The 14215-nt window shown below is 61.2% G+C and carries 13 protein-coding genes; 12 read left to right on the forward strand and 1 reads right to left on the reverse strand.

From position 1 onward, the window contains the following. Positions 1-36: 36 nt before the first annotated feature. The 12 genes from IB245_RS03660 to IB245_RS03715 all read left to right on the forward strand — a co-directional run bounded on the left by IB245_RS03660 (position 37) and on the right by IB245_RS03715 (position 13459). Positions 37-660, forward strand: a complete 624-nt coding sequence (locus IB245_RS03660; RefSeq protein ID WP_225609804.1) for an SGNH/GDSL hydrolase family protein — start codon at positions 37-39, stop codon at positions 658-660. After that, positions 657-1325 (forward strand): alginate O-acetyltransferase AlgF, encoded by a 669-nt coding sequence (locus IB245_RS03665; protein ID WP_192226620.1) that lies wholly within the window; start codon positions 657-659, stop codon positions 1323-1325. Before IB245_RS03660 ends, IB245_RS03665 begins: the two co-directional genes overlap by 4 nt. An 18-nt stretch (positions 1326-1343) precedes the next feature. After that, complete coding sequence (locus tag IB245_RS03670; RefSeq protein ID WP_192226622.1) at positions 1344-2759, forward strand: MBOAT family O-acyltransferase; 1416 nt, start codon at positions 1344-1346, stop codon at positions 2757-2759. A gap of 11 nt (positions 2760-2770) precedes the next feature. Further along, positions 2771-3913: an alginate O-acetyltransferase AlgX-related protein gene (locus IB245_RS03675; RefSeq protein WP_192226624.1), complete on the forward strand. Its 1143-nt coding sequence runs from the start codon at positions 2771-2773 to the stop codon at positions 3911-3913. 301 nt (positions 3914-4214) lie between these two features. Then, complete coding sequence (locus tag IB245_RS03680; protein WP_192226626.1) at positions 4215-5102, forward strand: TauD/TfdA dioxygenase family protein; 888 nt, start codon at positions 4215-4217, stop codon at positions 5100-5102. A gap of 18 nt (positions 5103-5120) precedes the next feature. Then, positions 5121-6146, forward strand: a complete 1026-nt coding sequence (locus tag IB245_RS03685; RefSeq protein WP_008024498.1) for an ABC transporter substrate-binding protein — start codon at positions 5121-5123, stop codon at positions 6144-6146. A 5-nt stretch (positions 6147-6151) separates the two neighbouring features. Next, positions 6152-7012, forward strand: coding sequence for an ABC transporter ATP-binding protein (locus tag IB245_RS03690; RefSeq protein WP_008024500.1), 861 nt, complete (start codon positions 6152-6154; stop codon positions 7010-7012). Between the two features lie 20 nt (positions 7013-7032). Beyond that, complete coding sequence (locus IB245_RS03695; protein WP_192226628.1) at positions 7033-7899, forward strand: ABC transporter permease; 867 nt, start codon at positions 7033-7035, stop codon at positions 7897-7899. A gap of 208 nt (positions 7900-8107) precedes the next feature. Beyond that, positions 8108-9034, forward strand: coding sequence for a LysR family transcriptional regulator (locus tag IB245_RS03700; protein WP_192226630.1), 927 nt, complete (start codon positions 8108-8110; stop codon positions 9032-9034). Between the two features lie 212 nt (positions 9035-9246). After that, positions 9247-10785 (forward strand): MFS transporter, encoded by a 1539-nt coding sequence (locus tag IB245_RS03705; protein WP_192226632.1) that lies wholly within the window; start codon positions 9247-9249, stop codon positions 10783-10785. Positions 10786-10811: 26 nt separating this feature from the next. Beyond that, positions 10812-11876 (forward strand): HlyD family secretion protein, encoded by a 1065-nt coding sequence (locus tag IB245_RS03710; RefSeq protein WP_192226634.1) that lies wholly within the window; start codon positions 10812-10814, stop codon positions 11874-11876. Further along, complete coding sequence (locus tag IB245_RS03715) at positions 11873-13459, forward strand: efflux transporter outer membrane subunit (protein WP_192226636.1); 1587 nt, start codon at positions 11873-11875, stop codon at positions 13457-13459. Before IB245_RS03710 ends, IB245_RS03715 begins: the two co-directional genes overlap by 4 nt. Here IB245_RS03715 and IB245_RS03720 read toward each other — a convergent pair. Beyond that, a complete protein-coding gene (locus IB245_RS03720; protein WP_192226638.1) occupies positions 13440-14129 on the reverse strand; it encodes an NYN domain-containing protein in 690 nt (229 codons plus the stop codon). The genes IB245_RS03715 and IB245_RS03720 overlap by 20 nt on opposite strands. Positions 14130-14215: the final 86 nt, after the last annotated feature.

Genomic DNA, 14215 nt, shown 5'->3' on the forward strand with positions numbered 1-14215 from the left:
GTGGCAGTATCGATTCTGGCAGGCATGACCATTTTGATGATTGGCGACAGCCACCTGGCAACGCCTGACTATCTGATTTCCTCCCTGCACGACAGCCTGGTTGCCCAGGGTGCGACCGTGCATACCTTGGGTATTTGCGGCGCCAACGCCGGTGACTGGCTCAAAGCCACGCCGGGCACCTGCGGTGGCGCCGAGCGTCGTGGCACGGAAAAAACCGTGGTGCTGGGCGGCAAAGCCGCGACCTTGCCGATTAGCCAGTTGCTGGCCACCGACAAACCGGACCTGGTGCTGATTGTCATGGGCGACACCATGGCCAGCTACACCAAACCGGCGTTCCCCAAAGCCTGGCTGTGGCAGCAGACCACTGCACTGACCAAGGAACTCTCGGCCAACGGCACCCGTTGTGCGTGGGTCGGCCCGAACTGGGGCACCGAAGGCGGCAAGTACGGCAAGACCTTTGCCCGGGTCGAGATGACCTCCAAGTTCCTCGCCGCCAACGTGGCGCCGTGCAGCTACATCGACTCGCTGCAGTTCTCCAAGCCGGGCCAATGGGCCACGGTGGACGGTCAGCATTTGACCGCGCCGGGCTACAAAACCTGGAGTGCTGACATCAGCAAGGCTCTGCTGGAAGCCCCAGCCGTCAAGGAAGCCAAGAAATGATCAAGCTGTTCGCGGCGCTCGCGGCCGTCCCGGTGTTGTCGATCAGTACCCTGGCCCACGCCGAAGTGGCGTTGTACCCCACCGGCCCGGCCGAAGATTCGGCGTTCATCCGCTTCGTCAACACCGGCACCGCGCCGCTGGACGTGATCGCTCAGGCCGGCCAACCGCCGCTGCGTCTTGAAGTGGCCGCACCGGTATCGTTGTTTTTCCCGGTGCAGGCCAGCAGTCCGATCAAGGGCAGCCTGGTCAGCGGTGCGCAAAAACTGGCCATGGATTTGAAAGTCGAGCCGGGTGAATTCGCGACCGTACTGGTGTTGCCGGACGGTGCTGGCATCAAGCAAGTGGCGGTGCGCGAGCAGCCGGACGACTTCAACGGCCTGAAAGCGTCGCTGGCGTTCTTCAACGTCGACGCTTCGTGCGCCGATGCCAGTCTGCGTCCTGCCGGGCGTACCGCCGACCTGTTCAAAGCGGTGCCGGTCGACAGCTTGCAACGTCGCTCGATCAACCCGGTGAGCCTGTCGGTGCAATTGGTGTGCGCCAACGCGAACGTCGGCGGGCCGCTGGATCTGGGGGAACTCAAGGCGGGTGAGCGCTACAGCGTGCTGCTGGTGCCGTCGGCCGCAGGACCGCGTCTGTTGAACGCCACGGACTCGTTGTCCCACTGATCGGATCTCTGTGCCGCCATGGTCTTCGCCTCATTAGAGTTCCTGACATTGTTTTTGCCAGCGTTTCTGCTGGTTTACGCATTGGGCCGACCGGCCTGGCGCAATGTCATCCTGTTGCTCGGCAGCTGGCTGTTCTACGGCTGGTTGAGTCCGTTGTTCCTGACGCTGCATATCGTGCTGACGATTGTGGCGTGGGTGGGCGGCCTGCTGGTGGCCCGCGCACCAGACGGCTCCCGTGGGCGAGTGCGGCTGTTGATCGCGTTGATCGTGTTCAACACGGCGGTGTTGTGCTGGTACAAATACGCCAACATCCTCGCCGGGACCTGGAGTGAGCTGATCACCTATTACGGGGCGATGCCGCTGGAATGGCAGCGGGTGGCGCTACCGGCGGGCCTGTCGTTCATCGTGCTGCAGGCGATTTCCTATCTGGTGGATGTGCATCGGCATACCGTGCCGGTGGAGCGCAGTTTCATCAATTACGCCACGTACATTTCCATGTTCGGCCACTCCATTGCCGGCCCGATCATTCGTTATGACTGGGTGCGCCGGGAGCTGACGCAACGGTATTTCAGTTGGCAGAATTTCTCCCTCGGTGCACGTCGATTCATGATCGGCATGTGCATGAAAGTGCTGGTGGCCGATACGCTGTCGCCGCTGGTGGATGTCGCGTTCCACCTGGAAAACCCGTCCTTTGTCGACGCCTGGATTGGTTGCCTGGCCTACTCGCTGCAACTGTTTTTCGACTTCGCCGGTTACAGCGCCATGGCCATCGGCCTAGGCCTGATGCTGGGCTTTCACTTCCCGGAAAACTTCAACCGGCCGTACCTGGCCAGCAGCATCCAGGACTTCTGGCGGCGCTGGCATTTGTCGCTGTCGAGTTGGCTGCGTGACTACCTGTACATCGCCTTGGGCGGCAACCGCAACGGTGCGTGGAAGACTTATCGCAACCTGTTCCTGACCATGGCCATCGCCGGTTTGTGGCACGGCGGCGACAGCTGGAATTACCTGCTGTGGGGTTCGGCGCACGGGGTCGCATTGTGCGTTGATCGCCTCTGGTCCCGTTCCCGATTGCCAAACATTCCGCCGTTGCTCTCGCACAGCCTGACGCTGTTGTTCGTGTTCCTCGCCTGGACGCTGTTCCGCGCGCCGGATTTCCATTCGGCGATGACAATGTATGCCGGGCAGTTTGGCCTGCATGGCTTTGCGTTGGGCGATGCGCTGGCGGTGACCCTGCGCCCGGTGCATGGGCTGGCAGCGCTGCTCGGCGTGGTGTGCATCCTCGCGCCGCTCCTGCAAAGCCGTGTCGAGCAGCGGTTCGCCCGCCACGCCTTGTTCGTTCCGGTCACGGCTCTGTGGCCGGTGGCGGGGTTCCTGCTTTCGTTTGCGTTGATCGCAAGCCGTGAAGCCGTACCCTTTCTGTACTTTCAGTTCTGATGACCGCGCCCATGACTTCTTCGTCTCCCGCACCGGCTCAACCCTGCGAACGTACCGCCCGCATCAGCAAGCTGTCGGGCGTCGTGTTCGTGGCTTTTCTGGCGCTGGGTTTCGCCTCTTGCGCCTGGCTGCTGGCGAGCGGCAAAGTCGAGTTCGTGCCGCCAAAACTCACGCGTCAGGCCGCACTGGAAGGCGACATCACCCACAAGATCGCCAAGCAGTTGTCGCAGGCGTCGGTGCCTGAGCAGGCGGCGAATCTGGAGCGCGGCGCAAGCTGGCTGGCGCTGCACGATACCGGCCCACGGGTGCGCTCGGGGTGTGCCGGCTGGTTGTTCCTGACCGATGAGATGCGCATCAACCGTCACGCCGGCGCCAATGCCGACACCAAGGCCGGCGTGGTGCGTGAACTTCAGCAACGCCTGGTCAAACGCGGCGTCACGTTGCTGGTGGCGGTGGTGCCGGACAAGAGCCGTATCGCCCAGGCGCAATTGTGCGACCTGCGTCGCCCGGCGATGTTGCAGGACCGCGCTGCGACGTGGGTCGAGGGGCTGAACAAGGTCGGTGTCGCTGCTGTGGACCTGGCGCCGAGCCTACAACCGTTGGGCGCTGACGCGTACCTGCGCACGGACACCCACTGGAGCGAAACAGGCGCTGCCGTTGCGGCCAAAGCCTTGGCCGAGCAGGTGCGGCGCATGGGCATCAGCGCGACGCCGCACAAAGATTTCGAGGCGCAGGTGCAAGAACCGGCACGCCGTCCGGGCGACCTGGTCAGGCTTGCCGGTCTGGAATGGCTGCCGGTGACCCTGCAACCGGCCCCGGAAACCGTGGCGGCCACCCGGATCAGCGAGAAAGCGGCCGCAGCGCAAAGTGGCGGCGATAACCTCGATGATCTGTTTGGCGATGACAACCTGCCGAACGTGGCGCTGATCGGAACCTCGTTCTCGCGCAACTCCAACTTCGCGGGATTCCTGCAGCAGGCGCTGGGTGCGCCGATCGGCAATTTCGCCAAGGACGGCGGCGAGTTTTCCGGTGGCGCCAACGGCTACTTCAACAACCCGGCGTTCAGGCAGACGCCGCCCAAGCTGATCATCTGGGAAATCCCCGAGCGGGATTTGCAGACGCCCTACAGTGAAGTGATCGATTGGGCGAAGTGAGGTGGGGCTGATGGCCTCTTCGCGAGCAAGCCCGCTCCCACAGTTAACCGAGTAGTCCTGACGGACACGGTCAAGGTGGGAGCGGGCTTGCTCGCGAAGGCTGCCTGACAGACAACACAATTCAAAAGCCATATCGTTATTCGCTAACGGTATTTAAATTTCAATTCTTATATCTATAAAGTCACTCCCCTGCGTACCTGCCGACCAATCGGCGCGCCGCACGAAACGAACCAACACGGGACCTCCGTGAGTTTCTGATCGACGCGCGCGCCCTTGAGCGTGCCGTGCGTGGGAGTGATTTATGTCTGTCGTCTCTGCAACTCAAAGCATCGCACCGCAAACCTTCGAGATTCGCCCGTTCAGCGGTGCTGTCGGAGCCGAAATCATCGGCCTGGACCTGTCCCGCCCGATCAATGATCAGGACTTCGTCCGCATCCATCGCGCGCACCTGGATCATCACGTCGTGGTGTTCCGCGACCAACGCATTACCCCCGAACAGCACATCGACTTCAGCCGCCGTTTTGGCGTGTTGCAGATCCACGTGCTCAAGCAGTTCCTGCTGACCGGGCACCCGGAAATCCTCATCGTTTCCAACATCATCGAAAACGGCCAATCCATCGGCCTCGGTGACGCCGGCAAGTTCTGGCACTCCGACCTGTCCTATAAAGAATTGCCGAGCCTGGGCTCGATGCTGCATGCCCAGGAATTGCCGTCCGAGGGCGGCGACACCTTGTTCGCCGACATGCACAAAGCCTGGGACAACTTGCCCGAGGCACTGCGTAAAGCGGTCGAAGGTCGCTCGGCGGCACACTCGTACACGGCGCGCTACAGCGAGACCAAATTCGAAGGCAACTGGCGTCCGACCCTGACGCCGGAGCAACTGGCCCAGGTTGCCGAAGTCGTCCATCCCATCGTGCGCACGCACCCGGAAAACCGCCGCAAGGCGTTGTTCGTCAGCGAAGGTTTCACCACCCGCATCGTTGGTTTGCCGGAGGACGAGAGCAAGCAACTGCTCGACGAGCTCTACGCCCACAGCGTGCTGCCGCACAACATCTACCGCCATCAGTGGCAGCCCCATGACCTGGTGTTCTGGGACAACCGTTCGCTGATCCACCTCGCCGCCGGATGCCCCAGCCATCTGCGCCGCAAGTTGTATCGCACCACCATTCAGGGCGACGCGCCTTTCTGATTTGTCGGAGATTGAATCATGTCCAAACGTCTTCCCTTTGCACCGCTGGCTGCGGCCATCGGCCTGGGTTTCAGCCTGATCGCCGGCAGCCTGGTGGCGCCGACTGTGGCTCACGCCGAAGGTGAAATCCGCATCGCCGAACAGTTCGGCATCGTTTACCTGTTGCTCAACGTGGTGCGCGATCAGAACCTGATCGAAAAGTACGGCAAGCAGGAAGGCATCGACATCAAGGTCGACTGGACTCAGCTGTCCGGCGGCGCGGCGGTCAACGATGCGTTGCTTTCCGGTTCGATTGATATCGCCGGTGCCGGCGTCGGTCCGCTGCTGACCATCTGGGACCGCACCCACGGCAAGCAGAACGTCAAAGCCGTGGCTTCTCTCGGCAACTTCCCGTACTACCTGGTGAGCAACAATCCGAAGGTCAAAACCATCGCCGACTTCACCGAGAAGGACCGCATCGCGGTGCCGGCCGTGGGCGTGTCGGTGCAGTCGCGCTTCCTGCAATACGCCGCCGCCAAGCAATGGGGCGACAAGGAATTCAATCGCCTCGACAAGTACACCATCGCCGTTCCGCACCCAGACGCCACGGCGGCGCTGATTGCCGGCGGCACCGAGTTGACCGGGCATTTCTCCAACCCGCCATTCCAGGATCAGGCGCTGGCCAACCCCAACGTCCATGTGGTGTTGAACACCTATGACCTGCTCGGCCCGAACTCGCCGACGGTGCTGTTCGCCACCGAGAAATTCCGCAACGAGAACCCGAAAACCTATAAGGCGTTCGTCGAGGCGCTGACCGAAGCGGCGCAATTTGCCCAGAACGATAAAGGCGCCGCCGCCGATACCTACATTCGCGTGACCAAGGCGAAAATCGATCGCGCCGCGCTGCTGAAAATCATCGATAACCCGCAGTTCGAATTCAGCGTCACGCCGAAAAATACCTACCCACTGGCCGAGTTCCTCTACCGCGTCGGCGCGATCAAAAACAAACCGGATTCATGGAAGGATTACTTCTTCCAGGACACCAAACCGCTGCAAGGGAGCTGACCGACATGAACGCCCCTTTGCAAGGCCACACGGTCAGCAAACCGAACGTCGCAGCCCAGGCGCTGCTGTCGGTCGACAACGTCAGCCTCGAATACCGCACGCCGCAGCGTGTGGTTCGAGCGACCCACCAAGTCAGTTTTGAAATCGACCCGGCGGACCGCTTTGTGCTGCTCGGTCCTTCCGGTTGCGGCAAATCCACGTTGCTCAAGGCGGTTGCCGGGTTCATTCAGCCCGTTGAAGGCGAGATTCGTCTGCAAGGGCAAACCGTCCATGCACCGGGGCCCGACCGGATCGTGGTGTTCCAGGAATTCGATCAGCTGCCGCCATGGAAAACCGTCAAACAGAACGTGATGTTTCCGCTGCTGGCGTCGAAAACCCTCAAGCGCCAAGAGGCCGAGGAACGGGCGCTGCACTATCTGGACAAGGTCGGGCTGGCGGCATTTGCCGATGCCTATCCGCACACCTTGTCTGGCGGCATGAAGGCTCGCGTTGCCATCGCGCGGGCATTGGCGATGCAGCCGAAAATCCTCCTGATGGACGAACCCTTCGCTGCCCTCGACGCCCTTACACGCCGCAAGATGCAGGAAGAATTGTTGCTGCTGTGGGAAGAGGTGCGTTTCACGTTGCTGTTCGTCACGCACTCCATCGAAGAAGCGCTGGTGGTGGGCAATCGCATCCTGCTGCTGTCGCCGCATCCCGGTCGGGTACGGGCGGAAGTCCACAGCCATCAGTACGATTTGCACAGTCTTGGCGGCGTGGCGTTTCAGGAGTCGGCGCGGAGGATTCATCGGTTGTTGTTCGATGAAGGCCAGTCACCGGAAACCGAGCGCGAGCTGGATTTTTCCGACATTCGCATCGCTTACTGAGCCATTGAGAGGAGTGCCCGATGAGCCAGTTATCATCTGCGCGTGAAGAGTTCGAAACCGTTTTGCAGCCGCTGACCAGCGTCCCGCTGGAGCGTGAGTTGCCCCTGGGTCAACGCCTGTGGCAACAGGGCTGGATTCGCAAAAGCCTGATCCTGATTCTGCTCGCGGTGCTGTGGGAAGTGGTTGCCCGCATTCAGAACAACGACTTGCTGCTGCCGAGTTTCCTGCAAACCGCCGTTGCGCTGTATGACGGCCTGCTCAGCGGCGAATTGCTAGGCAAGGTGTGGATTTCGCTGGTGGTGTTGCTGAAGGGGTATTTGATCGGCATCGTCCTGGCGTTTGCCCTGACCACTTTGGCGGTGTCGACACAGTTCGGTCGCGATCTGCTGAGTACGCTGACTCCGATGTTCAACCCGCTGCCGGCGATTGCACTGCTGCCGCTGGCGCTGCTGTGGTTTGGGTTGGGGCAGAACAGCCTGATTTTCGTGCTGGTGCATTCGGTGCTCTGGGCGTTGGCGTTGAACACCTATGCGGGGTTCCTGGGGGTCTCGGAAACCTTGCGCATGGCCGGGCGAAATTACGGTTTGAAGGGCATGCGTTTCGTGCTGTTCATCCTGATTCCGGCGGCGCTGCCGTCGATTCTCGCCGGGCTGAAAATCGGTTGGGCCTTTGCCTGGCGCACGCTGATCGCCGCTGAATTGGTGTTTGGCGCGACCAGTGGCAAGGGCGGTTTGGGCTGGTACATCTTTCAGAATCGTAATGAGCTGTACACCGACAAGGTGTTTGCCGGGTTGGCGGTGGTGATTCTGATTGGGTTGCTGGTGGAGAACCTGGTGTTTGATTCGTTGGAGCGGGTGACGGTGAAGCGTTGGGGGATGCAGCGTTAAGTTCTGTGGTGTCTGTACGGGCCCCATCGCGAGCAGGCTCACTCCCACAGGGGATCTCCAGTGGGATTAGATTTTGTGTACTACGGAAACCCCATGTAGGAGCGAGACCGGCTTGCCGGCGATGGGGCCCGATCTGCCAACACATCAATCTGGGGATGTTTGCTAGCATTGCGTCTGAATCAATCCAGATCAGGCAAGAGTGCTCAGCATGCAACTCCCGGACATGAATCTTCTGGTCGCCCTCGACGCCTTGCTCGACGAAGGCAGTGTGGTGGGCGCCGCGCGCCGCATGAACCTCAGCCCGGCGGCCATGAGCCGCACGCTCACACGAATCCGCGAAGCCATCGGCGATCCGATTCTGGTGCGTGCCGGCCGCGGTCTGGTGCCCACGCCCAAGGCATTGGCGTTGCGCGAACAGGTGCGGGAGGTGGTCGAACAGGCCGCGTTGCTGTTCCGTTCCGCCGATGACGTGGAGCTGGGCAGTTTGCGCCGACGCTTCAGCATTCGCGCCAACGATTTCTTTGTCGGTGTCTACGGCGGCAAGCTGTTCGACACTATGGAGCGTCAGGCGCCGCACTGCGAATTGCGCTTCGTTCCGGAGGGCGATGGGGATGACGAAGCGTTGCGTGAAGGGCGCATCGATCTGAGCGTCAGCAACAATCGGCCGCTGATGCCGGAAGTGAAGGTCCAGAACCTGTTCTCCACCCATTTTGTCGGCCTGGTGCGCGAAGACCATCCGCTGTTCGACGAAGAAATCACCGCCGAGCGTTTTGCTGGGTTTTCTCACATCAGTATGTCCCGGCGCGGGATTGCTCGCGGCCCGATCGATACCGCGCTCAATGCCTTGGGCCTGGAGCGGCGAGTGGCGGTGATCGCGCCGAGTTTCCATGCGGCGATGTTTGCCTTGCCTGATTCCGATCTGATTCTGCCGGTGCCCAAGGAAGCGCTGCTGAGCGTGCGGCGGCTGGGCTTGAAATTGCGCTCGTTCACCCTGCCGATCCCGTTGCCGACCCTCATGCTGACCCAGGCCTGGCACCCGCGTTTTGACAAAGACCCGGCGCATCGCTGGATGCGTGAAACCCTCAAGGCGTGTTGCGATGCGACATGGCTGGCCGCGCAACCCACGTCAGACTGAACACGGACCCCTGTAGGAGCCGGCTTGCTGACGATAGCGATTTTTCATTCAACATCTTCATCGACTGATACACCGCTATCGCCAGCAAGCCGGCTCCTACAGGGTTTTGTATTGCTGCGTGGAGCGCACTTATAACCTGCCGATAAGTTGATTTTCGTCAGGTCTCGCGCTTCTTAAAATGCTCCGACATTCACATCCCGGAGCTTGCAGTAATGACTTCCCTCACGGCCCCGGCACCTCTCGCCGTGGCCAGCCCAACGGTCGCCGTGACGCCACCGGTCTTCGGTCCGCGAATCATCATCGGCTTGGTGGGTGTTTTGCTGGCGGTGCTGGTGTCGGGCCTCAACGAGATGGTGACCAAGGTCGCCCTCGCCGATATTCGCGGCGCATTGGCCATCGGCTATGACGAAGGTACCTGGCTGGTCGCCAGTTACACCGCGACCTCGGTGGCCGCGATGGCGTTCGCGCCGTGGTGCTCGGTGACGTTCTCGTTGCGGCGCTTCACGCTCTGCGCGATCAGCGTGTTCACGTTGTTGGGCGTGCTGTGTCCGTTCACCCCGAACTACGAAAGCCTGCTGCTCATGCGCACCTTGCAAGGTCTGGCGGGCGGTGCCTTGCCGCCGATGTTGATGACCGTCGCCCTGCGTTTTTTACCGGCCAACGTGAAGCTCTACGGTCTTGCCGGGTATGCCCTTACGGCCACCTTCGGTCCGGGGCTCGGCACGCCGCTGGCCGGGTTGTGGACCGAGCATGTCGGCTGGCAATGGACGTTCTGGCAAATCATCGCGCCGTGCCTGCTCGCCATGGCAGCGGTGGCCTACGGCTTGCCCCAGGATCCGCTGCGCCTTGAGCGTTTCAAGCAGTTCAACTGGCGCGGACTGCTGCTGGGTTTTCCGGCGATCTGCATGCTGGTGATCGGCATCCTGCAGGGCAATCGGCTGGACTGGTTCGAGTCGACCCTGATCTGCGGATTGCTCGGCGGAGGGCTGGTGTTGCTGGTGCTGTTCCTGATCAACGAATGGTCGCAGCCGACGCCTTTTTTCAAGATGCAGATGCTCGGCATCCGCAACCTGTCGTTCGCCTTGCTGACCCTGGCGGGTGTGTTGGTGATTTTGCTGGCGGTGATCATCATTCCGTCCAGTTACCTCGCGCAGGTCCAGGGTTATCGTCCGGTGCAGACTGCACCGGTCATGTTGCTGGCGGCGCTGCCACAGTTGCTCGCACTGCCGTTGGTGGCGGCGTTGTGCAACTTGCGCTGGGTCGATTGTCGTTGGGTGTTGGGGATCGGCCTGAGCATGCTGGCGCTGTCGTGCATCGGTGGCTCACAACTGACGTCAGCGTGGATTCGCGACGATTTCTACGTGCTGCAACTGCTGCAAATCTTCGGTCAGCCGATGGCGGTGTTGCCGCTGTTGATGCTCTCGACCGGCAGCATCAGCCCGATGGAAGGGCCGTTCGCTTCCGCCTGGTTCAACACCGTCAAAGGCCTGTCGGCGGTGATCGCGACTGGCGTAATCGACGCGCTGACCACATCGCGGCTGCATTTTCATTCGACCATGCTGGTGGACCGTCTCGGCAACTCGCCGTTGGTCGACAGCGACAGCGCGGGCCTTGCCCACCGGCTGCATGAGCAAGCCGTGGTGCTGACCGCCTCGGACCTTTATCTGTGCATGGGCGGCGTCGCCTTGGCGCTGATCCTGTTGATTTTCTGGCTGCCGACGCGGATCTATCCGCCGCGTGCGCCGACATGAATGCTTCACTGAAACAGAAGGTTTTTATGACGACTCAATCCAAGCAAAAAATCGCCGTCGCAATGGCCTCCGTGGTGGCGGTCGGTGTGCTGGTGTATCTGCTGGCGCCGGGAATTTTTGGCAAGCGTACGCAACAAAACACCAATGACGCCTTTGTCTCTGCCGACTTCACGCTGGTCGTGCCCCGCGTCGCCGGGTTCATCAAGGAAGTGCTGGTGGAAGACAATCAGCAGGTCAAGGCCGGGCAGTTGCTGGCGCTGATCGATGACCGCGACCTGCGGGCTGCCGCTCAAGCCGCCGACGCCGAAACGCTGGTGGCGCGGGCGCAACTGCAAAACGCTCGGGCGACCCTTGAGCGCCAGACATCAGTGATTGCGCAGGCGCAAGCCACGGTGGTGTCGGCGAAGGCTGAAATGGCGTTCGCCGAGCATGAATTGAACCGCTACAACCACCTTGCCGGCGTTGGCGCGGGTACGGTTCAGAATGCTCAGCAAGCGCGTACGCGCATTGATCAAGCCAGCGCCCGGTTAGCCAATGCCACAGCGGTACTGTCGGCGGAGCGCAAGCAAGTGGAGATCCTCACGGCCCAACGTGACGCCGCCGACGGTGGATTGAAACGGGCGCAAGCGGCACTGGAAATGGCCAGCTACGAGCTGTCCTATACGCGCATCGTCGCGCCGCAGGACGGTATGGTGGGCGAGCGTGCGGTGCGTGTCGGTGCGTATGTCACGCCGGGTAGCAAGCTGCTGGCTGTGGTACCACTGGCGCAAGCGTATGTGGTCGCCAATTTCCAGGAAACCCAACTGACCGAGGTGCAGCCGGGGCAGGGTGTGCAGGTGCGCGTCGACAGCCTTGGCGGCGAAGCGTTGCGCGGTCGTGTCGAGAGCATTGCTCCGGCCACCGGGGTGACTTTCGCGTCGATCAAACCGGACAACGCGACCGGCAATTTCACCAAGGTTGTGCAGCGGATTCCGGTGAAAATCGTCCTCGATCCGGGGCAGCCATTGGCTGAGCGGTTGCGGGTGGGGATGTCGGTGGAGGCGAGTATTGATACGGCTGAAACCGGGAAGCATGAGGTTGCGCAACGATGAAGATGTTTGTTAACCGGGCTGGCCTCATCGCGAGCAGGCTCGCTCCCACAGGGGATCTCCTTTTGAGCAGTGATTGTGTGCATGACTCAACCTCAATGTGGGAGCGAGCCTGCTCGCGAAGAGGCCGTCAGCTTCAACTCACCCTTTGCGCCTTGCTCGTCATGAGCCTCACCGCCTGCACCGTCGGCCCTGACTTCCAGAAGCCTCAAGCCCGGCAAGTTACCGAATGGTCGAAACCGTCGAAAGCCGCCGCCAGTGAAGTGAAAACCGCTGACATGGACGAACGCTGGTGGGAAGTTTTCCAGGACCCGAAACTCTCGGCCCTGACCCAACGCGCTCTGACCGACAACCTCGACCTGAAACTCGCCAGCAGCCGTTTGCAGCAAAGCCGCGCTGCGCGCCAGGTGATCACCGCCGAACGCTATCCCAACACCGCCGCCACCGGCAGCTACGGGCGCAAACGCAACAGCGGTGAAGGCCTGAGCGATCCGTCGGGGCACCACGGTGACTCGGCGTTCAACCTGTGGGACGCAGGTTTCTCGGCCTCCTGGGAACTGGATTTCTGGGGGCGTGTGCGACGCGAAACCGAAGCGGCTGATGCCACCCTCGAAGTCGCGGAAAACGACCAGCGCGGTGTGCTGCTGTCGGTGCTCGCCGAAACCGCCCAGGACTACATTCAACTGCGCGGCGTGCAAAGCACACGAGCCGTCATCGAGCAGAACCTCGACGTCGCCCGCCACAGCCTGAAACTGTCGCAACTGCGCCTGGCCGACGGTGTCGCCACCGACCTGGATGTCGCCGAAGCCGCCGCGCAAGTCGCGGCCATCGAATCGCGCTTGCCGGCACTGGAGCAGCGCCAGTCGCAACTGATCAACGCGCTGAGCCTGTTGATGGGCGAGCCGCCGCAAGCGCTGCACGCTGAGTTATCCACAGACGCGCCGGTGCCACAAACCCCGCGTCAGGTCGCCATCGGCCTGCCGTCGCAACTTGCAGAGCGCCGCCCGGACATCCGCCAGGCCGAAGCCCGCTTGCATGCCGCCACCGCAAACATTGGTGTGGCCAAGGGCGATTTTTATCCGCGCATCACCCTGTCAGGCAACCTCGGTTCGCAGGCCATGCAACTGAGCGACTTCGGCTCATGGGGCTCACGTGCTTTCGGCATCGGCCCGCAATTCAGCCTTCCGCTGTTCGACGGCGGTCGCCTGCGCGGTGTGCTGAATTTGCGTGAAGCGCAACAACAGGAAGCCGCCATCGCCTACCAACAAACCGTGCTGCGCGCCTGGCACGAAATCGACGATCAACTGACCGCCTACAACGCCAGCCAACTGCGCCGCGACAGCCTCGCCGAAGCCGTACGCCAAAACCAGATCGCCCTGCGCACCGCGCAACAGCAGTACGTGGAAGGCGTGGTGGATTTCGTCAACGTACTCACCGTGCAAGGTGAATTGCTGGCGACTCAGCAGCAATGGGTCGAAAGTTCGACCGGAGTGTCGCTGGCGATGGTCGGGTTGTACAAGGCGTTGGGTGGGGGATGGGAGTCGGTGTATCCGGTGGTAGAGGGCGCTACCAGTAATCCGGTTTGATCGCGGGTGCTTTGTGGGTGGGGACTCGGGGCGGGAACTGGTGCGAGTGCAACTCTTCTGAGGAGACGACTCGACGCATCCAGTGGGAATGTTCTATCAGCGAGCCGGGTGGAGAGCGTTTGAATCCGGTCCGGCATGGAAGAACCACGCCCACGGTCACTTGCGGGAAGTCCTCTCGGATAGCGCGTAACGCGGGAGTCATGTCGGTATCTCCGGATACCAGAACGAATTGCTGTATGCGTTCAGTAATGTGAATGTTGGCCTGCCTGGCGGCCGTGCGGTACATGCTGATTGCGATATGGACGTCGGTTTCTTTCTCTTCGAGTTTCCATATCGCGACTTTATCCTGGCGTGAGGCGGCGATTTTTTTGTCGATAAAACGTGGCGCTGCGGCCCTCTCAAGTTGGTGACGGCCATAATGAACAGTCACATTGCTGGCTCTCAGGGCGCGAACGTAGGTGTCTTGAGCCTCTTTTGAAATCCTGCCACGAGTAGCCAGCTCAGGTTTGACGGAAGAGGTGAAGTAATCGATTGAGGTGAGGACGCTTTGAGGATTCTCGATATTGGCAATATGCGTCAGTAACCGCGGCAGGTTTAGCCATTTGTATGGCGTGCCGGCCAGCAATCCGTAGAACACGTTGTAGCCGTCAACAAAGAACGCAGTGCGCACAAATTCAATCCTCAGAAACGAAAAAACCGGCCGAAGCCGGTTTTTTCACCCCAACGGCCAGAGAACTGAATCTCTGCGTACGGGGT

This window comes from Pseudomonas sp. PDM02, from assembly GCF_014852285.1.
In the GTDB taxonomy this organism is placed as follows: Bacteria; Pseudomonadota; Gammaproteobacteria; order Pseudomonadales; family Pseudomonadaceae; genus Aquipseudomonas; species Aquipseudomonas migulae.